This is a genomic window from Vibrio sp. MMH1-50 (assembly GCF_022347645.1).
Taxonomy (GTDB): Bacteria; Pseudomonadota; Gammaproteobacteria; order Enterobacterales; family Vibrionaceae; genus Vibrio; species Vibrio harveyi.
In genome coordinates, this window is the sequence record NZ_JAKRGG010000001.1 from 70,341 (window position 1) to 96,718 (window position 26,378).

Genomic DNA, 26,378 nt, shown 5'->3' on the forward strand with positions numbered 1-26,378 from the left:
CCTTAGCTTTCGGCTTTATGCAGTTTTTCCTGATAGCGAGCGATGAAGCCTGCACTCTGTTCTTCAAGAGTTTGAACCAAACGACGACCTTTACTGTGTACGATGGTGTACAGGAACAGTAGAGGAATTGCGACAACCAGACCAAGCATCGTAGTAACAAGTGCTTCTGAGATACCGCCAGCCATTAGCTTAGGATCACCTGTACCAAATAGTGTGATTGCTTGGAACGTACCGATCATACCCATAACCGTACCCAGTAGACCTAGAAGTGGTGCTACAGAAGCGAACAGTTTGATTGAGCTGATAAAGCGTTCAATGCTCGGTGCGTTACGTAGGATGATTTCGTCCAGTTTCGCTTCAAGATCTTCAAGGTTGTCACCTTTGTGTTCTTGGTAAGCTTGGATAACTTCACCCAGAGGGTTGCCAGGAATAACAGTGTCTGATTTCGCTTGCTTACGCATTTTGCCACCGATAACGAGTAGGCGTAGGTAACAAACGAGTGCGATCAGTGCACCAATTGCACCCATAGCTAGGATTACGTAACCAACGATACCACCTTGGTCAATACGCTCCTGAACGGTAGGGCTTTGTACTAGTAGAGACAGAATCACACCACGAGATGGGTCGATAAATAGTGGTTCGTATGTGCCTTCTGCTGCCTCAAAACCGCCAACTAGGCGAGTGATGTTCTTGCTCGGTTGACGTGATAGCTCTTCGAACTTACCAGTTTGAGGTACGTAAGTTACGTATTTGCCATCTGCGATTGCGTTAAACTCACCCACTAGGGTTACGTCACGTACCGCTTCTTTACCTTCGCCGTATACAACGGTCGCTTGAGCTGTTGTTGTATCACCTGATGCGACTACTTGTTGTAGGATTGTGTGCCAAAACGCTTCAAGTTCTTGCGTAGATGGCAGTTCTTTACTTTCCGCTAGTTTAGAAAGTAGTACGTCACGCTCAGGGAAAAGAACGGCGTTTTGCGAAGCTGCAAATAGACCTTTAAATTCACCCGCATATTGGCGAACCACACCAAACATCTCACCTAAAGTACCTGAACGAACGCGAAGTGTTTCAGTTAGCTCAGTTAGCTGCTTGTCGTTTTCATCAAATGTTGCTTTTAGCTCATCACCAAGTGCTTGTTGGGCAGCTAGCTCGTCACGAGCTTGTTGTAGCAATGCAGCTTGCTTGTCGCGGTTGTTTTTGAACTCAGCTTCACGAGCTTTGTTCTCTTTTGATTCAACAATACTTTCTGATTTTACGTTTTTCAGTAGCTCAGATAGGTTTTTAGGTGCTTCAGCTTGCGCACCAGAAATCATGAATAAGCTCGCTAGCAAACCAGCGGCTAGAGTTTTGAATCCTTTCATTTCTTATTCCTCCCCAGCAAATACAGGCAGTTTGATCAGCGCTGGTGGCGCTTGTTTCTTAGCGATACGAAGGCCTTGCTGTACAGCGATACGGTAGTTTTCAGGTAGTGATTCCCATTGACGGGTTTGTTGATTCCACATGCCTGTTTCACCGCCATCCGGAGATTGGAATAGAAGCGCAGTACGACCAATACGTAGGAAGTCGTAAGTCACGGTTTCACCGTTGCGCTCTAGGCTAGCTTTGTAAGATTCAATGGAGCGAGAGAAGCCTTCTTCGATTTGATACGCTTCCATCACTTTACGGAATTTTTCTGAAGTCGTTACATCTGCACGATCCATTAGGTCACGCAGCTCAGTAACACGTTTGGTGCGCTCTTCTTTTTGAAATGGAAGATCAAGAGTAACGAACTCATCTAGGGCATCGATCATTTTAAGCGTTAGAGGTACAACTTCTGTCGCTGTTTGGTCGATTTGAGCAATCTGGTTGTTTAATGAATCCAACTCGCCTTGTTGCGATTGAACCATACGATTGATTTGCTCGTTGTAGACTTTCATGCTGTCGATTTGGCGAAGCAAGCCTTTGTATTCAGCTAGCATGCTTTCCGCGCTTTCAGCATATCCGTCGATTTTTTGTTGAGAAACTTGTGCAGAGGTGTTGGTTTTTGCTTGAGTAGAAATTACCGAACCTGAATCTGCCGCTATAGAACCAGCACTTACAGACAGCAGTGCAGCGGTAATAGCACTCACGCCAAATCTCTTTAACGTCATAGTAGCATCCTTGTCAGTGTATAAAGTCAGTCGATAAGGGCGCGGGAAAGCCCCGCGCCAAAAAGGTTTTTAGAAGCCGTATTCAAGTTGTAGGTAGTAGAAACGGCCTGTGTTGTCGTGGAATGCGAAGTGGTAGCCTTCTGCTTCATTGTAGAATGGCGCCAATTCGTCAGTTACGTTACGGATACCAACAGCAATCGTTGCATTTTCGATACCTGTGTACGCAAGCTGTGTATCCCAAGTTGTTAGAGCGTCAACTTCAGAGTGCTCTGCAGTCTCGTAACGAGTGTCGTAAGAGTGCGTGTAGTTCACGATGTTTGTGAATGCGAAGTCTTCGTAGCCGTAACCAAGCGTTGCTTTACCTTTGAAGCGAGGACCACCGAAGTAAGTACCAATGTAATCTTCTAGGTTGCCGTCTGAGTCACTTTGCTTGTACTCAATGTTGTAAGTACCAGCTAGTTTCACTAGGAAGTCACCGTAGCTATCAGTTGATAGGTCGTACTTCACTTCACTATCGATACCGCTTACTTGTTGCTTAGCAACGTTCACGTACTCATCTAGGATGTAGTCGATATCACCGTTCGCTTTACGAACAACATTAGGGCTGTTTTCGTCGATAAGCTTCTGTGCACCTAGTGTGTCGATCTTGTCATCGTTCACAATGTAGAAGTAATCAACTTTTACAGAGAGGTCTTCAAGCGGCTCGATTACAGTACCGATGTTGAATGACTGTGCTGTTTCCGCATCTAGGTCTTTGTTACCTTGGCTAACAACGCGGTATTGACCACGAGTGTCAGTTTGCGGGTCGTAAAGTGTTTGGTAGCTTGTAGATGCACCCGCGTTAACTTCTGGTAGAGTCGGTGCTTTGAAGCCGTGGCTGTATGATGCACGGAATAGCACTTCATCCATTGGTTGGTAACGAACTGCCACTTTCGGGCTGAATGCTGAACCAAAGTCGCTGTAGTGCTCTGCACGACCAGCAAGTTGTACTTCCACTTCTTCGATAACCGGTGCAACAAGTTCTACGTAACCTGCAAATACAGTACGGTCACCATCAGAGCTTGTGCCACCACTACCAACGATTTGGTTTGCTTCAACACTTGCGTCTGGCGTATCAGAACCTGCTTCGTAACGGAACTCACCACCCACAGCAACGTATGCGTCACCGCCTGATAACTCGAATACTGGGAAAGAAGCACCAGCATTGATGAAGCCAAGTTTAGATTCACCCTTACGTTTTGTTTCAACGCGAGCACCGTCTAGTGATGATGATGGGTTGTTCGTAACGAATGGGTTGTAAGCACCGCTGTCGATCGCCGCTTGGTAGCCTGCGATTGTTAGGTAGTTCTTACCTACGTTTTCGGTTTCTGTGTAGTGGTAACCAGCATCAGCTGTCCAGTCTACGTCAGTATCAAACCAGTTTGCGTAACCTTCTGCACCTGCCACAACGCGGATAGAATCTGTTGTGATTTCGTTGATACGGTTACCAGCTTCAAGAATACGGTGACGCATAGTGACGTCTTCACCGTACGTGTTGTTCGGGTTGTCTTTCGAGATAGTCACGTTTTGGAAGTCTGGCGTCGGTGCCGAGATAGTTGTTGACTCAACTCGGTTTAAACTTAACTCCGCAAACAGGTTGGTATCTTCGTTTAGTTGGTGGTTAAGGCTAGTTAGGAAGTTGTAACGATCACTTTCTGGGATCATTGCAATTTCTTCGTTGTAGTTGTAGTTACATTCTGCGCTACCACCAGTACATAGTGATTCCCATGTACCATCTTCTTTGTAAACACGACCTGGTGTACCTGCAGAGCTACGCCAGTCATAACCACCTTGAGAAGAGTGGTCAGCAGTTTTCGTGTTTGGACGATCTTTCATCATGATGTTGCCTTTTTGGACAACGTTTAGAGACGCCATGATGTTTGTTGCGTCATTGAATGTTTTACCGCCAGTTAGCGTAACATCTAGGTCTTCACCATCGCTGTAAGATGTTTGACCACCGTTTAGGCGAACATCAAAGCCTTCGTAGTCACGCTTAAGGATTACGTTTACTACACCACCGATAGCATCTGAACCGTAGATTGCTGATGCGCCATCTTTAAGAACGTCGATACGCTCAACAGCTGAAAGTGGGATTGAGTTTAGGTCAACGAAAGTGTCGTTTAGGTTTTGTGCAAACGCGTAGTTTGCTACACGGCGACCGTTAAGTAGAACTAGAGTACGGCTCGCACCAAGACCACGAAGAGAAACACCAGAAGTACCTGCAGCAAAACTGTTAGTAAATGAGCTGCCGTAGCTGCCTGCACCATTCTGTGTTAGTCCACGTAGAACATCATCTACGCTTACAGCACCCATCTTAGCGATGTCATCTGCTGTATATACGTCTACTGGGTTTGGACCTTCCATGTCCGTAGTGGAGATACGTGAACCTGTTACCTTCATCTTCTGAAGTTGTTCAACTTGCTGCTCTTCTGCCTGTGCTGCTAGAGGTGCCACTGCTGCGGTTCCCAGTGCAAGGCTGATCGCAACAGATAAAGCGGTTGTGTTTTTATACATCCTTGTTGCTCCGATTATTATTATTTCCTATGTCTGGCCATATAACGACCAATTGTGACGTTAATATTTCGTTAACGTTCGGAACATGTATACCTGAGATGAAAAAAGGAAGTCAAACCAGTGGTAAACAGAGATAAAGAAATGTAAAAAAGATGTAAAAAACCAAAAGTGACCTAAATCACAGAATAATTTACTGCATGACGTTTATAAATCGAGATCAAATCTTAATAAAACACCGTATTTTGTGTTTCTTGTAAACACTAATGACTTATATCGCCTATGGATTTTAAGTGGGCGATTAGCACTGAAAATGGATGTATATCTAGAGAATAATTCTGATCTATGCTTTTTACGGAATGGTAGGTATGTTAACTCGCTCGCACTGGATGGTATCAGAATATGATACCCACCGTTATCAAAGGGCTCACTCGTATTTTTGGGTCAAATATCGCTTAGGTGGTTTTGTCTATTTATTCTGGATATCTGCATGTTTATATAGGCTTTTGGCTCTAAAGTGCCTAGATTGATATTCTGTATGAATTGTTTTTGTGGTTTTTTATAATTATTTACAAAAACATTTCTGTTTTTCGACATCGGAAGAAGTTTGTCATGTTTTGGATTCAAACACTTGAAGCTTGCTCGGATTCAAGATAAATATGACGCTGAAATTATTGCAGTAGTGGAAAAAACTGACTTTTGAAACTCAGGGAGTGTGTTTCAACAGCTTTAGTTACTACGGGATAGAAATGCACCATTTTGGGCCGGATCTTTCCTCTCCAACCCCGCCTAATAATGGACAGTAGACAAGGAGCAAGTTGTATATGCTGTCGTACTTTTTACGTCGATTGGCGTTGGTGATTCCAACGTTTCTCGGAATTACCATTCTTATCTTTGCTATCACGCGATTCGTACCTGGTGGTCCGGTTGAGCGCATGCTTTCTCAAATGCAAGCGCAAGGTGATGGTGCCGCATCAATGACTTCTGCGGGTGGTAACACCGCTCTTTCCGATGACCAAATCGCGGAGCTTAATGCTTTCTACGGTTTAGATAAGCCAGTTATGGAAGCGTACGTTGAATGGCTGAGCCGCTTAGTGACGTTGGACCTAGGTGAGTCAACACGTTACTACGAGCCTGTATCAGACATGATTGCGGAGCGTCTACCTGTCTCCTTATTCTATGGTGGGATGACCTTCTTTATCAGTTACTTTATCTCTATCCCACTTGGTTACTATAAAGCGTTGAAGCACGGTTCCGTGTTTGACTCCGCGTCTTCTATTCTTATTTTCGTTGGTTACGCCTTGCCTGGGTATGTGGTAGGTGTCCTCCTTATTACCTTGTTCAGTTATCACCTAGAGTGGTTCCCGATGGGAGGCTTCGTTGGTGATGATTTTGATGACTATGAGACCTTTTTTGAGCGAGCGAAAGACATTATGTGGCACGCGGTGCTGCCTTTGATCTGTTATCTCATCGGTGATTTTGCAACGTTGACGATGACGATGAAGAACAACCTAATGGAAAACCTATCATCTGATTACATTCGTACTGCCATTGCGAAAGGTTTGCCATTTAAGAAAGCGGTACGTAAGCACGCACTACGCAATAGCTTAATTCCTATCGCCTCTCACTTCGGTAACTCTCTGTTGTTCTTTATGACAGGTGCATTCCTTATTGAAGTAATTTTCAACATTGATGGCATCGGTCTGCTTGGCTATGAGTCCATCATGGAGCGCGATTATCCTGTAGTAATGGGCATCGTAGCTATCAACGCGGTATTACTGCTGATCGGTAATATCATTTCAGATATCTGTGTTGCTTTAGTCGACCCACGTGTGAAGTTTGGAGCGTAATATGATTAAAGTTAGCCCGTTAACTCAAAAGAAAATCCGCCACTTTAAAGAAATCAAACGTGGTTACTGGTCATTTGTGATCTTATCGACCATGTTGATCCTTTCTCTATTTGCTGAGTTGTTGATCAACAGTAAAGCGCTTGTCGTCAAATACGACGGTAGCTTTTACTTTCCTGTGGTGAGTGATGTGCGTTTAGGCAGCGAGTTTGGTCAAGCGTCTTCCAGTGAAGCGGATTACCGCGAGCTGCAAAAAGTCTTCGAAGCGGAAGGTGGTGATAACTTCGTTATTCTGCCGATTGTGCCGTGGAACCCGTACGAGCAAGATTTTAGTGGTGACTTCCCGCCAACGGCTCCAGATGCTGAGAGTAAACACTACCTTGGTACGGACGTGATTGGCCGAGACATCTTAGCTCGATTGGTTTACGGCTTTCGAACGGCGATGGGGTTTGCCTTGCTGACAATGGCAATCTCGTATGCGATTGGTACTGCTGTTGGCTGTGCGATGGGCTTTTGGGGCGGTAAGTTTGACCTGTTTGTTCAACGTTTGATCGAAGTGTGGTCTATGGTGCCGTTTTTGTACGTCATCATGATTTTAGTTTCGATAGTTCAGCCCACGTTCACCTTATTCGTTGCCATCAACGTACTCTTTGGATGGATGGGGATGACGTGGTACATGCGTACCATGACTTATAAAGAATCAGCTCGTGAATACGTGATGGCTGCGCGCGCACTTGGTGCATCCACTGGACGTATTCTATTCAACCACATCTTGCCAAATACCATGGTTATGATTGTGACTCTTGCACCATTTACTATCGCTGCAAACATCACTGCACTGACGGCACTGGATTACCTAGGCCTTGGTTTGATGCCTCCAACGCCAAGTTGGGGTGAGTTGTTGCAACAAGGTAAGTCGAACCTAGACTCGCCATGGATCGTTGCATCAGTAGTGAGCTCGATTGTTCTGGTACTGGTTATGGTGACCTTTATCGGTGAAGCGATTCGAGCAGCATTCGACCCGAAAAAATTCACACGCTATGTTTAAGCATGCACTGTGAGCAAAACATAAAAAAGGGAAGTTTTATGAAAAAAATAATTTTAGCGTCCACGCTAAGCGCCCTAAGTTTTGGTGCGATGTCAGCGACGCTTCCGACTGACTTAAACTGGCAAACGAACTGGGATGAGCCGCAATATGGCTCTCCTGAAGCAAAGCGTGGTGGGACTTACCGCACTTATATGTCGAGCTTTCCCCAGACTCTACGCAGTGTTGGTCCTGATGCTAACTCTGGCTTACGCTCTTTCATCTTGGATGAAACTCCAGGGTTGGTGGTTCGCCACCCAGATACGCTTGAATTCATCCCAGAGCTAGCCAATGAGTGGGCATTAGCGGGTGACAATAAAACGGTTTATTTCAAACTGAACCCACAAGCTAAATGGTCGGATGGCAAGCCAGTCACGGCAGACGACTTTGTTTTTATGCTTAAGTTTTACCGCTCGAAAGACATTTTAGAGCCTTGGTACAACGACTATTACAACAAAACGGTTGCTGATGTTATCAAATTTGACGATCACACCTTCGCCGTGAAGGCTGCGAAAGAGCTCAACCCAGAAGAGTTGTTATTGAGAATGGGGGCGCTACGTCCTCGTCCTGCTCATTTCTATGCGAATCCGAAGAAAGACGCGAACGGTGACGGCATTCATGATGATTTTGTGCGCTACTACAACTTTAAAAGTGAACCAACGACCAGTGCTTATTACTTGGCGGATATCAAAAAAGGTAAAAGCGTTACCTTTAAGCATGTAGGAGAGGACTGGTGGGGTTACACCAACAAGTACTACGAGAATCGCTATAACGTCGACAAAATTCGTATCACGGTTATCCGCGATAGTGATATTGCGATGAAGCACTTTGAAAAAGGTAAGTTGGACGCATTTGCGTTGGTTTTACCAAGTCTATGGCATGATAAATCCAATACTGCCCCTTACCAAAAGGGTTACATTGAGAAGTTCTGGGGTTATAACCAATATCCCGTTGGTGCAGGTGGCGTGTGGATAAACACTGCTATGCCTCTACTTAATGATTTAAACATTCGCAAAGGGATCACTTACGCGACAGATTTCGACGGCATGATTGAGAATGTTATGCGTGGAGACTACAGCCGTAAACCCAACCCAACAGGCTTTGGGCATGGTAAGTACACTTTACCAGATGTGAAAGCGCCCAAGTTTGAACCAGAAAAAGCGGCGGCAGCGTTCGAAGCTGCAGGCTTCGATAAGATTGGTTCCGATGGTATTCGCGTGAATGATAAAGGTCAGCGTTTGAGCTTTGAATTGACGTACTCCTCTCCAGTTCATACACCGCGTATTGCTTTCTTACGTGAACAGGCAAAATTGGCAGGGTTGGACATTGAGCTGAAGCTGATTGATGGTTCATCGATGTTTAAGTATGTACGTGAGAAAAAACACGAACTTGCTTTCTTTGATATGGGTACTTCGGAAATCCCAACTTACTGGGAATACTTCCATTCCGTGAACGCCAACAAACCGCAAACGAACTCATTCACTAACTACAGCACGCCAGAGTTAGATGAAAAGATCATTGCGTATCGCTTTAACATGGACATGGATAAGAAGATCCAACTAGGTCATGAGATTCAGCGAGACATTATTGATGCGCACGTGATTGTTTCTGGCTACATGGTTCCTTACGTTCGTTATGGACACTGGCGTTGGTTGAAATTGCCAGAGAAACCAATGAATCGAATGACAGAAGCGTTGTTTAGTGGCGGAATTATCGGTGATGGCACGTATTGGATCGACAAAGACGTGAAGAAAGAAACCCAGAAAGCGATGAAGTCGGGTAAAACCTTTGAACCTGTTGTTGTCGTTGATGACACGTATAAGCTGTAAGGATGTGTTATGGAAAACGATGTAATCCTGAGTGTTAAAGACCTTGAGGTTGAGTTCACTACTGATGATGGTCCGGTAAAAGTGCTGCATGGTGTGAATTTTGATGTTCGCGCTGGTCGTACGCTGGGTCTAGTAGGTGAATCCGGTAGTGGTAAGAGTGTTACCTCCATGTCTATCATGGGGCTGTTGCCAAAACCTTATGGCAATATCGTCAATGGTGAGATTGACTACCGTGGTACTAATTTAGTTACCTTACCAGCAGAAGAGATGTATGCCATGCGTGGTGACCGCATCTCAATCATCTTTCAAGACCCAATGACAGCGTTGAATCCAGTTCATTCAATCGGTCGTCAGCTTTGTGAAGTGCTAGAGCTGCATCGACCTGAACTTGGTAAGAAAGAGCGTGAAGCTTACGCGATAGAAATGTTGGCGAAAGTGAAAATCCCGATGCCGGAAAAACGCTTGAATGAGTACCCGCATAATCTATCGGGTGGTATGCGTCAGCGTGTGATGATTGCGATGGCGTTGGCGTGTAAACCAGACATTCTTATCTGTGATGAGCCAACTACGGCATTGGATGTAACGGTACAGGCGTCTATTCTTGAACTAATGAATGAACTTCAAGAAGAAACGGGTATGGCGATGATCTTCATTACTCATGACCTTGGTGTTGTTGCGGAAGTGTGCGATGACGTGGCAGTCATGTATGGCGGTCGTATTGTCGAAAAAGCTGAAATTTTCGAACTGTTTGACAACCCGCAACACCCGTACACAGAGCGTTTGATGGGCTTGATGCCAAGTTTAGATAATGAACCTAAGCAGATGATCGACATTAAACCGATTGATGCCAGTATGTTTGCTAGCTAACTGGTGCAAAGTGAACAAGTCATAAAAGAGGATGTTATGGCAAAAGAAGTATTAAGAATTGAAAATCTTAAGCAGCACTTTGTATCTGGTAAAGGACTGTTTAAGAAGGGATATACCATTAAAGCTGTTGATGGTGTGTCGTTGTCAGTAGGTCAGGGCGAGACCCTTGGGCTCGTTGGTGAGTCTGGTTGTGGAAAAAGCACACTAGGTCGTACGATCCTAAAGCTGTACGAACCGACAGAAGGTAAGATTTTCTTTGAAGGTAAAGACATTACTAAGTTTTCCGTCAAAGAAATGCGTTCGTTACGTAAGGACATGCAGATTGTCTTTCAGGACCCAATGGAGTCACTCAATCAACGTCATACGATTGGTATGATTCTCGAAGAGCCGTATGTGATTCATAAGATTGGTACATCTGCAGAGCGAAAACAGTGGGTGAAGGAGTTGCTTGTAAAAGTCGGTTTACCTGAAACCGCTGTAAACCGTTATCCACACGAATTTTCTGGCGGTCAACGTCAGCGTATCGGTATTGCTCGTGCCATTGCGTTAAAACCTAAATTGCTCATCTGTGATGAGTCGGTCTCTGCATTGGATGTGTCTGTTCAGGCGCAGATCTTGAACTTGTTACTGCAACTTCAGCAAGAAATGAACCTTGCAATCATCTTTATCTCTCATGATTTGTCTGTGGTGAAACATGTGTCTGATAAAGTGGCGGTGATGTATTTTGGTAAAGTAGTGGAAGCAGGTAAGGCGAAGGAAATCTACGCAAACCCTCAAAATGATTACACCAAGAAACTCTTGTCCGCGATTCCGATTACACACCCGAAATATCGCAAGAAAAAGCGTTTAGCAGAAAAAAAGCAGCAAGTGGCGTAACGCCATCCGCTGAGTAAAATCATCATCGAAAAACGCTCCACTTGGTTGGAGCGTTTTTATTATGTGTGTTTTTTCTCGCTGAGAGAGAGCACGTCTTCAGCTTCTTGAAAAGAGCGTGCTACACTGCAAACTTATTCCTTTGATTTGTTTGGATAGTTGGCTATGCCGTCGCATTTACCTAAATCATTCAGTCGTCCATTTCTGAAAATCTTTCATGTGCTTGAAGCCGTGCTTCTGGTCGCCATTACTTTGGCAACTGTGTGGGCGATGGTGGAAGAGTTTATTCACATTTATGTACAAAAGCGTGTATCGCTCGATGACATCTTATTGATGTTTATCTATTTGGAAGTGCTCGCCATGGTCGGGCAGTTCGTGATGAATGGTAAGATACCCGTTCGTTACCCAATTTATATTGCCATGATGGCCATTGCTCGCTACATCACGCTTGGTATGAAAGAGCTCGACTCCGTGATGATAGTATGGCTCTCTTTAGCTGCGTTTATTCTGGCCGCGGCAACCTTGGTTATTCGAGTTGGTCACCATTATTGGCCGTATATAGATAATCAAACCGCCGAAAAAGACGAATGATGTTAAGCCTCGCTCAGTGCGAGGCTTTATTTTTGCGTGAAGGGAAATCACATCCAAATGGCTTGGGGGGTAAAAAAGTGTAAAGTCATCTCAAGCCATCTTGTTTCTTGCTCTATTGATGAGTATCTTCACACTAACCTTTTCTTTTTTCTGCCTGTTTGATGAGATATTGTGATGCTAGCGAAAAGCACATCGACAATTTACTTTCTGCTGAGTGTCTTGATTGCTTTTGCGCTTTCAAGCGGTATCGCTCGTGCAGAAATACCATCAACGGCGAATCACATTGCGATGGCTGATTCTCTGCATATTAGCTACTGTAATTTGACCTTTGGCTCGGTAGAAAAGAACGAGTCAGGTTGTTGTGAACCGGGCGGAGCATGCTTTGAAAAGCAGTGTTGTTCTCATGGTCACGCATCGGGTACGGCTGTTGTTGAAACTCAGCCAAGATCTTATGAAGCACCTTACAGAGATGAACTGGCGATAAGCAAAATCGCGCTCTATACCAGTGCAGACATGCACTCTCACTTTCGTCCTCCGATAGCTTAATTCCTATCTCGCAGCATTTCGCTGCCAACAATTTTACTGCACGTAATGTCGTGCGAATTTGTTACGCGTGTAAATAGCTTTCTATTTGCACCATCCTGTGATGGGAATGAAAAATGAAAACCAATCTAATTGCTCGTACTGAGCACCTTGCTGCGTGCCTACCAAACCTTGTTATCAACCGACAAGCGGGAGGTCGCCATGACGCATAAGCATCTACCAATTATCTTGTTTGTGTCTGTGTGCTTGATTTGGGGCACCACGTGGTTTGCGATGGAAGTGGCGGTGCAAACTATTCCGCCCATCTTTGCTACCGGTCTGCGCTTCCTGATCGCTGCGCCGCTATTAATCATGTTGGCGAAACACCTCAAACAACCTTTGTTCTTCCCTAAAGGGAAAGTGTTCTGGATGTTTGTGGTCGCGATTTTCTATTTCGCGATTCCGTTTACCTTGATGATTTTTGGTGAACAATATATTTCATCAGGCCTTGCCTCGATCATCTTCGCCAACATGCCGATTGCGGTGATGGTGACATCAAGCCTGTTCCTTGGACTTAGGTTGCGTAAATCTCAGATTGCTGGTCTTTTAGTCGCGGTGTTGAGCTTAGTTTTGATTCTAGCGAAAGAGATGAGTTTGGGTGGAGAGGATTACCTGCTGGGCTTTCTCGCTTTAGGTGGGGCGGTCGCGATTCATTCGGTGATGTATGTGTTTGTTGAAAAGTTCTGTAAAGGCATTCCAGTGCTGACTTACAACGCCTTTCCAAGCTTTGTTGCCTCAGCGTTGCTCTTTATCACCTCACTGATTGTCGAACAGCCGGCTCTTTCTCAGTTCTCGATGGATTCGATTACTGCTGTGATTTATCTCGGTATGTTTGCTAGCGTCGGTGGCATCGTGGCGTACTTTAAGCTTGGACAAGTGTCTACGCCGTTTACCGCCTCGATTTGTTTCCTGTTCTTCCCGTTGATAGCGCTGAGCCTTTCAACATGGATTGCGGGTAACAGTTTGTCGTTGGTTTCTGTCGCTCTGCTGCTGCCATTACTGGGCGGTATTTTTGTGACTAAAGCTGAGCCTACTTTCTGGCAGCGTTTTCGCCTCAAGTCTGCAGAGCAAAAGCCTGTGCTATGTGAGCATTGTATGAAGAACATCAACGCTTAACACCGACTAAACACCATGAAAAAGCCCCATTTGATTGGGGCTTTTGACGTAATGCTATTTACCTTGCTCGTTACGCAGATACATGATGGCAACCATGCTAAAGCCAATAAATTGCCATAGATATTGTCCATCACTTGCACCTGTAATGGTTTGGGTGAAAGCCATACAACCCGTTACGAACAGAGATGCAAAAGCCGCATAGAGTAGCCACGGACGTTCTTTACCTGCCATAAATTCGCCTGCCAGTACCGAGCGAATCACCAATAAAAACGGTAAGCATTGCAAAGCAATGAGAATCGGGAACATAAAGTCGAACGTTGGGCTCAGCAGTGCATGACCAACTTGGCTCTTATCCCACGTTCCAACGATATAACCTTTCCAGCCAGCCCAAGTATCACCTGCATAGGCGGTATCAGGCGTGATGATGCCAAGTAGCACACCCATCACTTTATCGATAAAGCCATTTTTGAACCAAAAGACGAACAGAAAGATCTGGGTTGGAATGATCTGAAAAGCAAACTTCTTCAACATGTGTGTATCCCAAGAAATGAATGATTTGGTTTACAAGTATGTGGAAGGTGCGTTTTTTACGCTTGATGCAAGGCAAGCGAGTTGAACTCCAAACAAAAATCAAACATCCAGAATACCCATCAGCATTGAGGAGGCTGACTTTACAATAGGCGAGAGCAGCGATTTTTCACTTCGCTTTATTTGAGGCTATTCTGCTGTTTGGAATAGGTTTGCTTTTTGTGAAGATTCAATAAGATCAAACAGTTGGCCGTTATGCTCTTTTTTCATCTCAGTATAGCGTTGGTAATTGTATTGCGAGCCTTTCGGGTTATCTGCGAGTTTGTCAGCCACGCTGAGTAAGTAAAAACTGATTGGGCTTGGCGTGCTTTCTGCTGCATAAAACAAGTAGGGGAAGGCTTGATTCGGGTGCTGGTTGATAAGTAAAGCAAGCCCCAAAGTGAGGTTGGCAATATCACAGCGTGGGTTCAGTTCGAACGCCTGCTTAGCTGAGTGAAGCGCCTGTTCGCGATCTTCTTGTTTGTGCTCGCGTAAGTAAGCTAAAGATTCAGAGTAAGACAACAAAGCGCTGACCAAATAGCTGTCTCGCCCTTGTTGTTGAATCGCATTAAGCTGCTGAGCAATATCCGAAAAAGCAGGACCACCTTTACCTTGATAGAAAAGAGAAATCCCTTCAGAGATCACTTTCCAATCGTCATAGTTACTGATGGAAGTCACGCGATGGCTAGCCACTTCGTAATCGGGGCTCATTGGTGCAATGATGGCTTTGATTTCTAAAATTACATCGCCGATAGCATCGAAGAAGTTATCTTGGTTAAACGTCTTCTCTACCTTTTGGCTCTGGTTGGGTTGATGGTTGTTTTGCACCAAGACGCTAAGCACATAATTGCTATCTACTTTCTTAATCCAGCTTTTGAGCTCAACACCGTGGTTGGCAAGAGACTGCTTACTTTGTTGGGATAACTGAGAATAGTGATAACCGGATAGGTTTTTGGCTGAATTTAGCCCATAGAAGAGATAGTTATATACGCTTTCTGCCATTTCAAAGTTGCTGGTGGAATCAAGCGTAATATCATGAATATAAACGGGCACTACGTCACTTTGTTGTGCTGTTATCACCGTTGTGTCATCAGTGGTGTCACCATTTTGTACTGCCCAAGCCACAATAAGCCCAACCGTTAGGATTGCCGCTACAGCTAAAACCATACGCTTATTTTTAGGCTTGGCGGTACGAGTAAGAGGAGTAGATTCTTCAGGGATTGGAGAGTGCTTTATGCTTGGCTCAGTCACTTCGATATCAAATAAGTAACCTTGCTTAGGAATGGTCTGAATGATGCGATATGGACGAGTTTTGTCCTGAAGCTGACTTCGCAGTAGACTAATCACTTGTCTCACCAAGTTGTCGGAAACCTGCTTTCTTTGCCAGACATCATCGGCGATTTGCTGGGTACTCAGTACTTTCCCACGGTTCTCGATAAAGTAGCTCAGCAGTTTTGCTTGCAATGGTTCTAAATGAATCTCCTCATTATCAATCATCAACTGATTTTTATCAGGATAGAAAGAAATAGGGGAGTCATGTTGCAGGATGAAGCAATGCGAGCGAGTCATAGCGATTCAATGGTTTAGAAGTAACCACACAAGACTATTGGTTTTATAAATAGGAAGCAAGTTCAGCATCAGCAAATAAAAAGCCCCGCAGTGCGAGGCTTTTTGATATCTCATCAAGGTCTTTTATTACTCGATGTTCTGGATCTGTTCGCGCATTTGCTCAATCAGAACTTTAAGTTCAACACCTGATGCGGTGATGTCTGTGCTGATAGATTTTGACGCTAGTGTGTTCGATTCACGGTTGAACTCTTGCATCATGAAGTCTAGACGACGACCGACTGCGCCACCTTTTTTCAAGATGTTTGTGGTCTCTTTCACGTGAGAGTCAAGACGGTCTAGCTCTTCTGCTACGTCTGATTTTTGCGCCAGAAGGATAAGTTCTTGTTCAACGCGAGATGGGTCTAGCTCTACTTTTGCATCTTCAAACTTCGAGAACAGACGCTCACGTTGCCACTCTAGGATTTCTGGCATGCGTGCGCGAACTTTTACAACTTCTGCAGTGATCGCTTCTAGGCGTTGCTCGATAAGCGCTTTCATATTGTCGCCTTCACGACCACGCGCGTCGATGAACTCGTTGATTGCTTCGTCAAAAGCAGCAAGCAGTTCTTTGTTTACTTCATCCATGTTTTGCTCTGGTGTTTCCATCACACCTGGCCATTGCATTACTTGGAATGGGTTAATGCGGCTTAGCTCGCCAGTCATGTGCATCACTTGCTCAGCGGCTTTGATCACTTGGTTTGCCAGTGCTTCATTGATGCTTAGTTCAGCTTTTGCTGCTGGGTTAGCTTCAAAACGCAGGCTACATTCTACTTTGCCGCGTGCTAGGCGCTTACGAAAACGCTCGCGCAGTACTGGCTCAAGAGCACGGAACTGCTCTGGCATACGGAAATAAGTTTCTAGGTAGCGTTGGTTTACACTGCGGATTTCCCACACTGCGCTACCCCAATCGCCTTTCACTTCTTTACGCGCGTACGCTGTCATACTGTAAATCATTGAATTTTCCTGTCTTCTAATTTGCTGAAAATTACCCCGCAATAGTAGCACAGCCAGATGGCAGTGGCTTTGCTATTCTGAGTCGAGATTGTCCAGATAGCTTTATTTAATCGATTCCGTTATAATCTGCGCCCAACCAAATCGTCTTCTCCTCATTACTTAAGGTAGATGCCCATGCGTCCAAACGATCGCAAGGCGGACCAAGTTCGCCCAATCAAAATTACTCGTAACTACACAGCTTACGCTGAAGGCTCAGTGTTAGTTGAATTTGGTAACACCAAAGTGTTGTGTAATGCGACCGTTGAAGAATCTGTGCCTCGTTGGCTAAAAGGTCAAGGTAAAGGCTGGGTAACGGCTGAATACGGCATGCTACCTCGTGCAACTCACTCGCGTACTCGTCGTGAAGCGGCAAACGGTAAGCAAGGTGGTCGTACGATGGAAATCCAACGCTTGATCGCACGTAGCCTGCGCGCTGTGGTTGATCTACAAGCGATGGGTGAGTTCATGATCACGGTTGACTGTGATGTTATCCAAGCAGACGGCGGTACTCGCACTGCATCTATCAGCGGCGCAAGCGTTGCAATGGCAGACGCGTTTCAACACCTAGTGGATAGCGGCAAGCTAAAAGCAAACCCAATGAAAGGTCACGTAGCGGCAGTTTCAGTTGGTTTGCTAGGCGATGATGTTCTGTGTGACCTTGAGTACGTTGAAGATTCAGCGGCAGACACAGACATGAACGTTGTGATGACAGAAGAAGGCAAGATGATTGAAATTCAGGGCACCGCAGAAGGTGAACCGTTTAGTCATGAGCAACTGATGGCTCTGTTAGAGTCGGCGAAAGTCGGCATTACGGAAATTGTCGCAGCGCAGAAGGCGGCGTTAGCCAATTGATTTAGATAGCTCCCATTATGGGGGCTATTTTTTTATCTCGACAATAGAGAAATGAATGGTTGTCGAGAAGATCCACAAGAAACCAAGGACATAGAGAGAAAATAATGAAAGCATACCAGCGTGAATTTATTGAGTTTGCACTTGAGAAAGAAGTTCTTAAGTTTGGTGAGTTTACTTTGAAATCTGGCCGTAAAAGCCCGTACTTCTTTAACGCTGGTCTTTTCAATACTGGTCGTGACCTAGCGCGTCTTGGTCGTTTTTATGCCGCAGCGCTTGCGGATTCAGGCATTGAGTTTGATGTGCTGTTTGGTCCAGCGTACAAAGGTATTCCAATCGCCACGACAACAGCAGTAGCGCTAGCGGATCACCACGATATCGACACGCCTTACTGCTTCAACCGTAAAGAAGCGAAAGACCACGGCGAAGGCGGTAATCTTGTAGGCTCGGCGCTTGAAGGTCGTATTATGCTAGTGGATGACGTAATCACAGCAGGTACTGCGATTCGTGAATCGATGGAAATCATTCAAGCAAATGGCGCAGACCTTGCTGGTGTGTTGGTTGCGATTGACCGCCAAGAAAAAGGCAAAGGTGAGCTGTCTGCGATTCAAGAAGTGGAGCGTGACTTTGGTTGTGCAATCATCTCAATCGTTAGCCTGACTGACCTTGTGACTTTCCTTGAAGAGAAAGGTACAGACAAAGAACATCTAGAAGCAGTCAAAGCGTACCGCGCAGAATACGGCATTTAATTCTGAATTTGGAAAGCGAGATTTCCTATCGCGTTTGCTCCTCACTGTAGGAAATGACGTTAATGAGATTGTTCATTGTTCATCGTCATTTTCAAGAGGAAGAACGATGAATTGGGAGTCTGGTTTGACCTGAAAGAAAAAGGGGCTGGTGGTTATCCATCAGCCCCTTTTTAATCTGTCGACGTCACCTATTTGTAGCGAATACCTTTCGGCGTGCTTTCGTCAGGCATTGTTTTATAGCGTTTGTGTAGCCACATCCATTGCTCTGGTGCGCGCAGAATCACTTCTTCTACAAAGGTGTTCATATAAGCCGCTGCTGCGACTTCATCCTTTTTCGGATAGTCGGCTTCAATGCACTTATCAGCAATGATTTCATACTTGCCATCTTTATTGCGGAAACCAGAACCCGGAATAATCGAGCACTTAGATGTGTAAGCCAAAATACTAGTGCCAGTTGTGGTGCATGCATCTTCGACCGCAAAGAACGGCACAAATACAGATTTGTTGCGGCCGTAATCGTGGTCTGGCAGGTAGAACAAGCGCTCACCGCTGCGTAGGACGCGAATCATCTGCTTAACGTCTTTACGGTCAATCAGTTTGTTGCCGTTATGTGTGCGCCCCCAATACTGGATGAAGTTGTACGCAGGGTTGTCATGTGGACGGAACGCACCGTACCCAGCCACGCCAAGAACCGCAAAAGCGCGTGCTGTGATCTCAAGGTTAAGAGCATGAACACAGCACAGTAGGACACCTTTGCCTTCTGCGGCTTTTTCACGAAGTGCGACTAGGTCTTTCTCAATGATCAGCGTTTTGAAACGCCACGTTGGCCAAAACCAAGTGATGCCCGTTTCAATTAACGCCATACCGGTGTTTTTGAAGTTCTCTTCAACAATATGTTGAATCTCTTCTGCTGGCTTATCTGGAAATGCCAACTCTAGGTTACGCGTTGCAACATGCACACGCTTTTTACCATAGCGCATGCCGATGTGACCGAGCGTACGACCTAACGATAGCAGCATGCGGTATGGAAGAATATTAACTACGATAGCCAAAAAGCCAAAGCCGAGCCAAACGCCCCAGTTGCGAGGGTGGAGAAGGGAAAGAGAAAACTCCGGCTTAGTGAATTTGTCTTTACTCATAATCTCTACTTAATTTGTGCGCTAAGAAGTGCCCAGTACTCGTCAAAGTTTGCCGTTGGTTGGTATTTGAAGTCACTGCGAACAAAGCGGTTCAAGCTACCTTCAACTTGCCCTAGGATCTGAGCGGCTAAAATGCGCTCTTCAACGGGGAAAGATTTACCTTCACGGATCTTACGTTCACGCAGGATTTGACGAAGTTGCGTTTCGATGCGCTCAAACAACTGGTTGATGCGATCGCGTAGGCGCTCATTTTCAAACATTAGAGCATGACCAGAAAGAATGCGTGTCAAACCTGGGTTACGTTCTGAGAATGCCAAGATAAGATGCATAACCAAGCGAATGCGTTCTAGCGTGTCTTTCTCATCATCCAAAATACGGTTGATACGTGTCATGAGTGCTTCTTCAATGAACTCAATCAAGCCTTCAAACATGCGAGCTTTACTTGGGAAGTGACGGTAAAGTGCTGCTTCTGAAACACCGACTTGCTTAGCCAATTTTGCCGTAGTAATGCGTGAAGCGCCTTCTGTAGATTCAAGCATCTGTGCGAGAGCTTGCAAGATTTCTTCACGACGATTGGATTTTTTACTGCCGGCCATTAGTTACTTCCTTTCAAAATACAAAGTTGAGCGGAGGGGATTATAAGACGCTATTTGGCATCAAACTAGACTAGCGAGGGTGTAATGGGAGCTTTAACACCCTCAGTTGTCATGTTTGTACCAAATTTGTGCCAGTTTTCGATGAAAACGAAAGGGTTATTACATTAAATCATGCATCTTTTCTAAGATTTTGAAGCTCAATGCTTCTTTTGATTCCAATGCTAACGCCAGTTCGCCTTGCGACCAGAACAGGGTGATGGCGTTGTCGTTACTGTTAAAGCCTTGACCTTCAACTGATACATCGTTCGCACAAATCATGTCGAGGTTCTTCTTCACCAGTTTGCCACGAGCGTAAGTAGCGACATCGTTGGTTTCGGCTGCGAAGCCAACCGTGAATGGACGTTGCTCAGTCATATTGGCAACGGTCGCTACGATATCAGGGTTTTTCACCATATTGATGGTCATCTGGTCGTTGTTTTCAGTCTTTTTTAACTTTTGAGACGCTACATTTTCTGGGCGGTAATCCGCCACTGCCGCACAGCTAATGAAAGCATCGTGGTTAGGCGCGTGAGTTGTCACAGCAGCATGCATCTCTTGAGCACTCGCAACGTTGATACGCTCAACACCTGCTGGCGTATTCAAGCTTACAGGTCCGCTGATAAGCGTTACTTTGGCTCCCAACTGTGCTGCGGCATTCGCTAATGCAAAGCCCATTTTTCCTGAGCTGTGGTTAGAGATGTATCGCACTGGGTCAATCGCTTCACGAGTTGGACCCGCGGTGATCAGTACTGATTTTCCTGCTAACAGTTTTGGTTGGAAGAACTGTTCACACAAACCGACAAGTTGCATTGGCTCTAGCATACGACCAGGACCAATGTCACCACATGCTTGTTCACCTGCCGCAGGTCCCCAGATATGCATACCACGGCGTGCCAGTGTTGCGATATTTTCTTGGGTTGCGACGTTACGGTACATCTGCTGATTCATTGCTGGTGAAACAGCGATAGGAGAATCTGTCGCAAGTACTAACGTGGTGAGCAAATCATTGCCCATGCCTGCCGACATACGTGCAATCAAATCTGCAGTTGCAGGTGCAAGAAGAACCAAATCTGCCCATTTTGCCAGTTCAATATGACCCATTGATGCTTCTGCCGCAGGGTCTAACAAGCTGTCCGACACCGGACGCCCAGAGACTGCCTGCATGGTTAAGGGAGTAATGAACTCCTTCGCCGCTTTGGTCATCACTACTTGAACTTGTGCGCCTCTTTCTATTAGGCGACGGGTTAGCTCCGCACATTTATACGCGGCAATACCGCCACTGATGCCGAGTAGAATTTTCTTTCCTGCTAGTGTTTGCATGTGAGATCTCCAATTTTTCTGGCGACGAGTTTAGCACAACTGAATCTCTCACCGCCCACGCAAATCTAATCAGAAGCTAATCCATATCAAACTACCGAATATTAATTGCTGAGCCTTATATAAAACTTTTGCTTACTTCACAGACAATCTCTGTCTGCTCTGCAAGATAGAAAGGGAAAAATAACAATAATGAGGTAGTGGAATAAGATGGTGTTGAAAAGTCGAAGTAAATTGCTGCTGGTGACTCTGATCCCTTTGTTGTTGATCACCACATTGATCTCGGTGGTGTATTACATCAATGGTTGTAATAGCTTAGAAGCGGAATTAGCTCGAGATAGACAAGAGCTGATTGATACACGTAAAAAAGAGCTGCAAGCCTACATGATGATGGGTGTTACAGCGATAAAGCCGCTTTACGATACGGACGTAAACGGCAATAACAAAGAAGCGGCAAAAGAAATTCTCAAAGCAATGCGTTTTGAAAGCGACGGTTATTTCTTTGCTTATGATTCGAAAGGGGTCAACACGCTGCATGCGATTAAGCCATCCCTAGAAGGTAAAAACCTTATCGGCTTGAAAGATGAAAATGGCGTAGCAGTGATTGGCGGACTGATTGATGCATCTAAGAACGGAGATGGTTTCCTTTATTTCTCTTGGCATAAACCAACTATTGATGCGCAAGCTCCAAAATTAGGTTATGCCGAATACTTGTCTAAGTGGGACTGGGTGCTTGGTACGGGCATCTATATTGATGATATTGATCAGCAAGTGGCAATGCAGCGTGAACTGCGTACACAAGAGTTGAATGAACATACGATCTCAGCGGTAACAATCTCGGTTATCGGGCTCATTATTACTAGCATACTTACCAGCATCATCGTCTCCAAAGGTATTCTTCCGTTGCAACACATTGCCGCTTCTTTACAAGACGTGGCTGCCGGTGGCGGCGACTTGACGGCTCGTCTGAAAATTGAAAGTAAAGATGAAGTCGGTGAGGTGGCATCGGCATTTAATGAGTTTATGGATAAGCTTCATCCGCTAATGCAGGACATTCAGCGCTCTGCCAATACAGTACAAAGCGTCTCTGGACAATTGGATCAGCAAACGTCTCAAGCCAGTGCTCAAATGCAAAACCACTGCCTCGAAACTGATAAGGTGGTAACTGCAGTAACACAAATGAGCATGACGGCAAAAGAGGTCGCAAGTAACACTAATGCTACTGCTCAGGCGATTGACGATGCGAACGAACAAGTGACCGAGGCGCAGCGCGAAGTCGATCAAGCGATTGATGGCATTAGCAAGCTGGTCGATGAAGTGAACAGTACTTCTGATGCGATTGCAGAACTGAGCCAACAAACTGAGCAGATTACTAAGGTGCTCGATGTTATTGGTGAAATTGCCGAGCAGACCAACTTACTCGCATTGAATGCTGCGATTGAAGCTGCACGTGCTGGAGAGCAAGGGCGAGGTTTTGCTGTGGTGGCTGATGAGGTTCGCTCGTTAGCCAGTCGAACGCAAAACAGCACCCATGAAATTGGCGATATGCTCAAGCAACTACAAACTGGTGTTTCGAGAGCGGTGACCACTATGTCGGCTAGCCAAGAGCGCGGCGCGAAGACCGTTGAAGAGTCGTCAATGATTCAGCAATCGCTGTCCGGCGTGCACCATTCTATCGGAACAATTCGAGATATGGGCATTCAAACCGCTTCTGCGGCTGAAGAGCAAAGTGCTGTTGCTGAAGACATCAACCAGAATCTAGTGGCGATTCAGCAAATCGTGAATCGTATTAATGACACACTTCAGCATGCGGAAGGCATCAGTACTCAGTTGTCACAGTCAGGATCTGAAATTCACGATCTGGTTGGAAATTTCAAGCTTTGATGGATCACTTGATTACATAGAAAAGCAGTGGCTAACGAAAAAAGCGAAAGTCAGGTTCGATTTTCGCTTTTTATTTTGTGCAATAGGCGCTCACTCATCAATCGAGCCGACTAATGACACTGAAAACCTTGCCTAACGAGTCCATGCCAAGAGAGAAATTGCTGCAACGCGGTCCGCAAGCGCTATCGGATGCGGAGTTACTTGCAATTTTCCTACGTACAGGCACGCAAGGCATGAACGTGATAGAGCTTTCTGACTTTCTTATTCAAGACTTTGGATCACTGCGCCAGTTGTTTTCGGCTTCAGAGAAAGAGTTTTGCCAGCATAAAGGGTTAGGGCAAGCCAAGTATGTGCAGTTGCAAGCTGTTTTGGAAATGACACAACGCTATTTAGCCGAGACATTAAAGCGTGGTGATGCGTTAACCAGTCCAGAACAAACCAAACTTTACCTTTCCTCTATATTAAGAGACCGTCAAAGAGAGGCTTTTTACATTCTTTTCTTAGATAACCAGCATCGAGTGATAAAAGATGAGATTTTATTTGAAGGCACACTCGATGCGGCGTCAGTATATCCAAGAGAAGTGGTCAAACGCGCCTTGCACCACAATGCCGCTGCGTTAATTCTGGCACACAACCATCCATCTGGTGTAGCGGAGCCGAGCCAAGCAGACAGAAGGATTACGCGGCGTTTAGTTGATGCATTAGCACTGGTGGATATTCGGATTTTGGACCATTTCGTTATCGGAGATGGGGAAAGCGTCTCTTTTGCCGAAAGAGGTTGGATATAACTGTGCGTTTTTTAGGTTGTTAGTTGCTAAAAATCTGCTATCATCCTCGCCACTAAATTTTTAACTGAATTCAGCTTGGACTGCTAGAAAAAACCTGCTGTCTAAAAAAAGATCACGAAAACCTGTAAAAAGGATCTGTTCGGGTCTTGAGCAATGCATATCAAGTTAGTATAATGCGCGACCTTTGATAGCCTTGTATGGATTTTCCATAGCGGTTCTTAACCTCTAACTTCTTTCCAAGAAATAGAGAGGTTCGGCCACCAAGGTTGATATCGAGCTGAAACGATTTTGGAGAAGACATTCATGTCACGAGTATGCCAAGTAACTGGTAAGCGTCCAGTAACGGGTAACAACCGTTCACACGCACGAAATGCTACTAAGCGTCGTTTTCTGCCGAACCTACAAACTCATCGTTTCTGGGTAGAGAGCGAAAAACGTTTTGTTAAACTACGCCTATCTGCAAAAGGTATGCGTATCATCGACAAGAAGGGTATTGATACTGTTCTTGCTGATATGCGTGCACGTGGCGAAAACGTTTAAGAGGAAATAGGCAATGGCAAAGAAAGGCGTTCGTGAGAAAATCCGTCTAGTATCTTCAGCAGGTACAGGCCACTTCTACACAACTGATAAGAACAAGCGTAACATGCCAGGCAAATTTGAGATCAAGAAATTTGATCCAGTTGTACGCCAGCACGTTATGTACAAAGAAGCGAAAATCAAATAATTGATTTTGTCTCTTTGACGATTTAAAAAACCCAGCTCTCGAGCTGGGTTTTTTATTATTTGCTGTAGTTATAGGAGTAAAGTAAGTATGCATTTAGGGTTACAAGCCTTGAAGTTTGTTGCATTAATTATCTTAGCTGTGATGTTTAGTGCCGCACTGGGTTATGAAATAAAAGCGGACTGTCTTATCTTAATGTCGATTACGATTGCTTTTCTTAAAGCTCATCGTATTGGTCACTGGGTATATGCCTTGTTAGCTGTGACTGCGACTTTCTATATTCCTGTTTCTTGGAATTATGGTCATCCTAATTTGACCATCATTTCTTCACTGATTGAGACCAACCCTTCAGAAGCGCTTGAGTTCTTTAATGACTTGGAGCTCAAAACGTTGGCAGTCGTGGCACTTTTCGCTGCAGCGTCCTTTTATCTGTTCAAATGGGTACCACAACTTAAAGGTCGTAAAACATCAGTGTTCTGTCTGATCTTGTTTTCGTTCTTACTCTTAGATAAGCCTATTCGCACCATTAAAGACCGTAATGTTGATAGCGACTACACGCATGCATTGCTCTCTTACATGCGTTACCCACCAGTTCGATTTATCTTTGATTGGTTTGATTCGTACAACATGTACCATCAATACAATGCAGAGATCATGGCTCAACGTGAAATCCCAGCCTCTTGGCAAATTACTAAAACACCGAGCGAGGCTAAGAACACCATTTTTGTGATTGGTGAAAGCGTACGAAAAGACTACATGAATGCGTATGGTCTGCCGATGGAAAACACGCCGTTTATGTCGACGGCCAAAGGGCAGCTTTGGACAAACTTTTTGTCCCCAGGTCCGAACACGTTCACTTCGGTAATGCGCTACGTCACAATGAATGATGGTCTTGATATTGAGCTGAATAACAACATCAACACCTTAGCGCAAATGGCTGGTGTGGAAACCTATTGGATTTCTAACCAGGGTCGAATGGGAGAATTCGATACCGGGATCAGTTCAATTGCTAACTATGCTGAGCATGTTTCCTTTACACGCAGCGGTAGCTTTAGAGACTCGAACGTTTATGACAGCACACTGCTGCCAAGCATTCAAAAAGCGCTGTCGAGTGACGATAAATCAAAATTGATTGTGATCCACTTAATTGGCTCACACCCAGGTTTCTGTGATCGTGTGGAAGGTGATGTTGAGTTTGACTTCAATGGCAGCAAGATCTCTTGTTACATTGAGTCGATAAAGCAAACAGACACAATGCTAGAGAAAATTAACCAACTTGCTGGGAAGCAGTCGCTGCCATACAACTTGATTTATGTTTCCGATCACGGACTTGGGCATCGCAATAGTGGTGAAAACTTGCGTCATGATCCATCGGTAAAACAATCTTACGAAGTGCCTTTGTTTGTCATTGGTTCGGACTTCAATGAACGAAAAGTAGTTGATTATCCACGTAATGGCTTCACAATGATCAAAGCAATCTCTGAATTGATGGGTGTCTCCAGTCAGAGGTTGGATGCGTTACCTTCTTTCTTCTCTTCACATGCGGATGTGCCGGAAGTGAATAATGGAGAAGGTAAATTGGTTCCGCTAAGTGCGTTAAAAGATGATCCGATTCAATCATAGTTTAATGTAGATTCTCTAAATAGCAGCAGCTTGG

At 45.0% G+C, this 26,378-nt stretch carries 24 protein-coding genes; 15 read left to right on the forward strand and 9 right to left on the reverse strand.

What is annotated here, in order from left to right:
- Positions 1-2: 2 nt before the first annotated feature.
- From MHO32_RS00305 to MHO32_RS00315, 3 genes are all read right to left on the reverse strand, one after another.
- Positions 3-1,364, reverse strand: a complete 1,362-nt coding sequence (locus MHO32_RS00305) for a MotA/TolQ/ExbB proton channel family protein (RefSeq protein ID WP_005448456.1) — start codon at positions 1,362-1,364, stop codon at positions 3-5.
- Between the two features lie 3 nt (positions 1,365-1,367).
- Positions 1,368-2,132 carry a DUF3450 domain-containing protein gene (locus MHO32_RS00310; RefSeq protein WP_005448454.1) on the reverse strand — a complete coding sequence of 255 codons (765 nt, stop codon included), beginning with the start codon at positions 2,130-2,132 and terminating at the stop codon, positions 1,368-1,370.
- 69 nt (positions 2,133-2,201) lie between these two features.
- Positions 2,202-4,685 carry a TonB-dependent receptor gene (locus MHO32_RS00315; protein ID WP_005448453.1) on the reverse strand — a complete coding sequence of 828 codons (2,484 nt, stop codon included), beginning with the start codon at positions 4,683-4,685 and terminating at the stop codon, positions 2,202-2,204.
- Between the two features lie 821 nt (positions 4,686-5,506).
- On the opposite strand from MHO32_RS00315, the gene MHO32_RS00320 reads away from it, so the two are divergent.
- From MHO32_RS00320 to MHO32_RS00355, 8 genes are all read left to right on the forward strand, one after another.
- Positions 5,507-6,532 (forward strand): ABC transporter permease subunit, encoded by a 1,026-nt coding sequence (locus MHO32_RS00320; RefSeq protein ID WP_005434432.1) that lies wholly within the window; start codon positions 5,507-5,509, stop codon positions 6,530-6,532.
- Position 6,533: 1 nt separating this feature from the next.
- Positions 6,534-7,577, forward strand: a complete 1,044-nt coding sequence (locus tag MHO32_RS00325) for an ABC transporter permease (RefSeq protein WP_005449386.1) — start codon at positions 6,534-6,536, stop codon at positions 7,575-7,577.
- Positions 7,578-7,615: 38 nt separating this feature from the next.
- Positions 7,616-9,442: an extracellular solute-binding protein gene (locus tag MHO32_RS00330; RefSeq protein ID WP_239210485.1), complete on the forward strand. Its 1,827-nt coding sequence runs from the start codon at positions 7,616-7,618 to the stop codon at positions 9,440-9,442.
- Positions 9,443-9,451: 9 nt separating this feature from the next.
- Complete coding sequence (locus MHO32_RS00335) at positions 9,452-10,309, forward strand: ABC transporter ATP-binding protein (protein WP_005449382.1); 858 nt, start codon at positions 9,452-9,454, stop codon at positions 10,307-10,309.
- A gap of 36 nt (positions 10,310-10,345) precedes the next feature.
- Positions 10,346-11,185, forward strand: coding sequence for an ABC transporter ATP-binding protein (locus MHO32_RS00340; protein ID WP_005449380.1), 840 nt, complete (start codon positions 10,346-10,348; stop codon positions 11,183-11,185).
- Positions 11,186-11,347: 162 nt separating this feature from the next.
- Positions 11,348-11,773, forward strand: coding sequence for a phosphate-starvation-inducible protein PsiE (locus MHO32_RS00345; protein WP_005449378.1), 426 nt, complete (start codon positions 11,348-11,350; stop codon positions 11,771-11,773).
- Positions 11,774-11,947: 174 nt separating this feature from the next.
- Positions 11,948-12,319: a hypothetical protein gene (locus tag MHO32_RS00350; RefSeq protein WP_239210486.1), complete on the forward strand. Its 372-nt coding sequence runs from the start codon at positions 11,948-11,950 to the stop codon at positions 12,317-12,319.
- Positions 12,320-12,517: 198 nt separating this feature from the next.
- Positions 12,518-13,471 (forward strand): DMT family transporter, encoded by a 954-nt coding sequence (locus tag MHO32_RS00355; protein ID WP_239210487.1) that lies wholly within the window; start codon positions 12,518-12,520, stop codon positions 13,469-13,471.
- A gap of 54 nt (positions 13,472-13,525) precedes the next feature.
- Here the strand turns inward: MHO32_RS00355 and MHO32_RS00360 are convergent, their stop codons facing one another.
- The 3 genes from MHO32_RS00360 to MHO32_RS00370 all read right to left on the reverse strand — a co-directional run bounded on the left by MHO32_RS00360 (position 13,526) and on the right by MHO32_RS00370 (position 16,600).
- Positions 13,526-14,002 carry a hypothetical protein gene (locus tag MHO32_RS00360; RefSeq protein ID WP_239210488.1) on the reverse strand — a complete coding sequence of 159 codons (477 nt, stop codon included), beginning with the start codon at positions 14,000-14,002 and terminating at the stop codon, positions 13,526-13,528.
- A gap of 186 nt (positions 14,003-14,188) precedes the next feature.
- On the reverse strand, positions 14,189-15,607 hold the full coding sequence (locus tag MHO32_RS00365; RefSeq protein WP_239210489.1) for a winged helix-turn-helix domain-containing protein: 1,419 nt from the start codon (positions 15,605-15,607) through the stop codon (positions 14,189-14,191).
- 126 nt (positions 15,608-15,733) lie between these two features.
- Entirely contained in the window at positions 15,734-16,600 is an 867-nt protein-coding gene (locus MHO32_RS00370; protein ID WP_009698958.1) for a YicC/YloC family endoribonuclease, read from the reverse strand.
- Positions 16,601-16,774: 174 nt separating this feature from the next.
- Here MHO32_RS00370 and rph point away from each other — a divergent pair, with 174 nt between their 5' ends.
- Together rph and pyrE are read left to right on the forward strand one after the other, a co-directional pair.
- Positions 16,775-17,491 carry a ribonuclease PH gene (rph, locus tag MHO32_RS00375; protein WP_005430192.1) on the forward strand — a complete coding sequence of 239 codons (717 nt, stop codon included), beginning with the start codon at positions 16,775-16,777 and terminating at the stop codon, positions 17,489-17,491.
- A 104-nt stretch (positions 17,492-17,595) separates the two neighbouring features.
- The gene (gene pyrE, locus MHO32_RS00380) at positions 17,596-18,237 is read left to right on the forward strand and encodes an orotate phosphoribosyltransferase (RefSeq protein WP_005379384.1); all 642 of its coding nucleotides are present in this window, start codon (positions 17,596-17,598) and stop codon (positions 18,235-18,237) included.
- A gap of 188 nt (positions 18,238-18,425) precedes the next feature.
- Here the strand turns inward: pyrE and MHO32_RS00385 are convergent, their stop codons facing one another.
- The 3 genes from MHO32_RS00385 to coaBC all read right to left on the reverse strand — a co-directional run bounded on the left by MHO32_RS00385 (position 18,426) and on the right by coaBC (position 21,331).
- Positions 18,426-19,376: a Kdo(2)-lipid IV(A) acyltransferase gene (locus MHO32_RS00385; protein ID WP_009701742.1), complete on the reverse strand. Its 951-nt coding sequence runs from the start codon at positions 19,374-19,376 to the stop codon at positions 18,426-18,428.
- A gap of 5 nt (positions 19,377-19,381) precedes the next feature.
- Positions 19,382-19,972, reverse strand: a complete 591-nt coding sequence (gene slmA / locus MHO32_RS00390) for a nucleoid occlusion factor SlmA (RefSeq protein WP_005449362.1) — start codon at positions 19,970-19,972, stop codon at positions 19,382-19,384.
- 159 nt (positions 19,973-20,131) lie between these two features.
- Positions 20,132-21,331: a bifunctional phosphopantothenoylcysteine decarboxylase/phosphopantothenate--cysteine ligase CoaBC gene (gene coaBC, locus MHO32_RS00395; protein WP_009701743.1), complete on the reverse strand. Its 1,200-nt coding sequence runs from the start codon at positions 21,329-21,331 to the stop codon at positions 20,132-20,134.
- 207 nt (positions 21,332-21,538) lie between these two features.
- Here coaBC and MHO32_RS00400 point away from each other — a divergent pair, with 207 nt between their 5' ends.
- From MHO32_RS00400 to MHO32_RS00420, 5 genes are all read left to right on the forward strand, one after another.
- On the forward strand, positions 21,539-23,212 hold the full coding sequence (locus MHO32_RS00400) for a methyl-accepting chemotaxis protein (protein ID WP_239210490.1): 1,674 nt from the start codon (positions 21,539-21,541) through the stop codon (positions 23,210-23,212).
- 113 nt (positions 23,213-23,325) lie between these two features.
- A complete protein-coding gene (radC, locus tag MHO32_RS00405) occupies positions 23,326-24,000 on the forward strand; it encodes a RadC family protein (protein WP_005449356.1) in 675 nt (224 codons plus the stop codon).
- 303 nt (positions 24,001-24,303) lie between these two features.
- Entirely contained in the window at positions 24,304-24,540 is a 237-nt protein-coding gene (gene rpmB, locus MHO32_RS00410; RefSeq protein ID WP_005384783.1) for a 50S ribosomal protein L28, read from the forward strand.
- Between the two features lie 13 nt (positions 24,541-24,553).
- Positions 24,554-24,724 carry a 50S ribosomal protein L33 gene (rpmG, locus tag MHO32_RS00415; protein ID WP_004410866.1) on the forward strand — a complete coding sequence of 57 codons (171 nt, stop codon included), beginning with the start codon at positions 24,554-24,556 and terminating at the stop codon, positions 24,722-24,724.
- A gap of 87 nt (positions 24,725-24,811) precedes the next feature.
- Positions 24,812-26,344 carry a phosphoethanolamine transferase gene (locus tag MHO32_RS00420; RefSeq protein ID WP_239210491.1) on the forward strand — a complete coding sequence of 511 codons (1,533 nt, stop codon included), beginning with the start codon at positions 24,812-24,814 and terminating at the stop codon, positions 26,342-26,344.
- Positions 26,345-26,378: the final 34 nt, after the last annotated feature.

Excerpts from the sequence above, each read along its gene's own strand:
- MHO32_RS00305 (WP_005448456.1), bottom strand. The coding sequence starts at position 1,364 with ATGAAAGGATTCAAAACTCTAGCCGCTGGTTTGCTAGCGAGCTTATTC.
- MHO32_RS00310 (WP_005448454.1), bottom strand. The coding sequence starts at position 2,132 with ATGACGTTAAAGAGATTTGGCGTGAGTGCTATTACCGCTGCACTGCTG.
- MHO32_RS00315 (WP_005448453.1), bottom strand. The coding sequence starts at position 4,685 with ATGTATAAAAACACAACCGCTTTATCTGTTGCGATCAGCCTTGCACTG.
- MHO32_RS00320 (WP_005434432.1), top strand. The coding sequence starts at position 5,507 with ATGCTGTCGTACTTTTTACGTCGATTGGCGTTGGTGATTCCAACGTTT.
- MHO32_RS00325 (WP_005449386.1), top strand. The coding sequence starts at position 6,534 with ATGATTAAAGTTAGCCCGTTAACTCAAAAGAAAATCCGCCACTTTAAA.
- MHO32_RS00330 (WP_239210485.1), top strand. The coding sequence starts at position 7,616 with ATGAAAAAAATAATTTTAGCGTCCACGCTAAGCGCCCTAAGTTTTGGT.
- MHO32_RS00335 (WP_005449382.1), top strand. The coding sequence starts at position 9,452 with ATGGAAAACGATGTAATCCTGAGTGTTAAAGACCTTGAGGTTGAGTTC.
- MHO32_RS00340 (WP_005449380.1), top strand. The coding sequence starts at position 10,346 with ATGGCAAAAGAAGTATTAAGAATTGAAAATCTTAAGCAGCACTTTGTA.
- MHO32_RS00345 (WP_005449378.1), top strand. The coding sequence starts at position 11,348 with ATGCCGTCGCATTTACCTAAATCATTCAGTCGTCCATTTCTGAAAATC.
- MHO32_RS00350 (WP_239210486.1), top strand. The coding sequence starts at position 11,948 with ATGCTAGCGAAAAGCACATCGACAATTTACTTTCTGCTGAGTGTCTTG.
- MHO32_RS00355 (WP_239210487.1), top strand. The coding sequence starts at position 12,518 with ATGACGCATAAGCATCTACCAATTATCTTGTTTGTGTCTGTGTGCTTG.
- MHO32_RS00360 (WP_239210488.1), bottom strand. The coding sequence starts at position 14,002 with ATGTTGAAGAAGTTTGCTTTTCAGATCATTCCAACCCAGATCTTTCTG.
- MHO32_RS00365 (WP_239210489.1), bottom strand. The coding sequence starts at position 15,607 with ATGACTCGCTCGCATTGCTTCATCCTGCAACATGACTCCCCTATTTCT.
- MHO32_RS00370 (WP_009698958.1), bottom strand. The coding sequence starts at position 16,600 with ATGATTTACAGTATGACAGCGTACGCGCGTAAAGAAGTGAAAGGCGAT.
- rph (WP_005430192.1), top strand. The coding sequence starts at position 16,775 with ATGCGTCCAAACGATCGCAAGGCGGACCAAGTTCGCCCAATCAAAATT.
- pyrE (WP_005379384.1), top strand. The coding sequence starts at position 17,596 with ATGAAAGCATACCAGCGTGAATTTATTGAGTTTGCACTTGAGAAAGAA.
- MHO32_RS00385 (WP_009701742.1), bottom strand. The coding sequence starts at position 19,376 with ATGAGTAAAGACAAATTCACTAAGCCGGAGTTTTCTCTTTCCCTTCTC.
- slmA (WP_005449362.1), bottom strand. The coding sequence starts at position 19,972 with ATGGCCGGCAGTAAAAAATCCAATCGTCGTGAAGAAATCTTGCAAGCT.
- coaBC (WP_009701743.1), bottom strand. The coding sequence starts at position 21,331 with ATGCAAACACTAGCAGGAAAGAAAATTCTACTCGGCATCAGTGGCGGT.
- MHO32_RS00400 (WP_239210490.1), top strand. The coding sequence starts at position 21,539 with ATGGTGTTGAAAAGTCGAAGTAAATTGCTGCTGGTGACTCTGATCCCT.
- radC (WP_005449356.1), top strand. The coding sequence starts at position 23,326 with ATGACACTGAAAACCTTGCCTAACGAGTCCATGCCAAGAGAGAAATTG.
- rpmB (WP_005384783.1), top strand. The coding sequence starts at position 24,304 with ATGTCACGAGTATGCCAAGTAACTGGTAAGCGTCCAGTAACGGGTAAC.
- rpmG (WP_004410866.1), top strand. The coding sequence starts at position 24,554 with ATGGCAAAGAAAGGCGTTCGTGAGAAAATCCGTCTAGTATCTTCAGCA.
- MHO32_RS00420 (WP_239210491.1), top strand. The coding sequence starts at position 24,812 with ATGCATTTAGGGTTACAAGCCTTGAAGTTTGTTGCATTAATTATCTTA.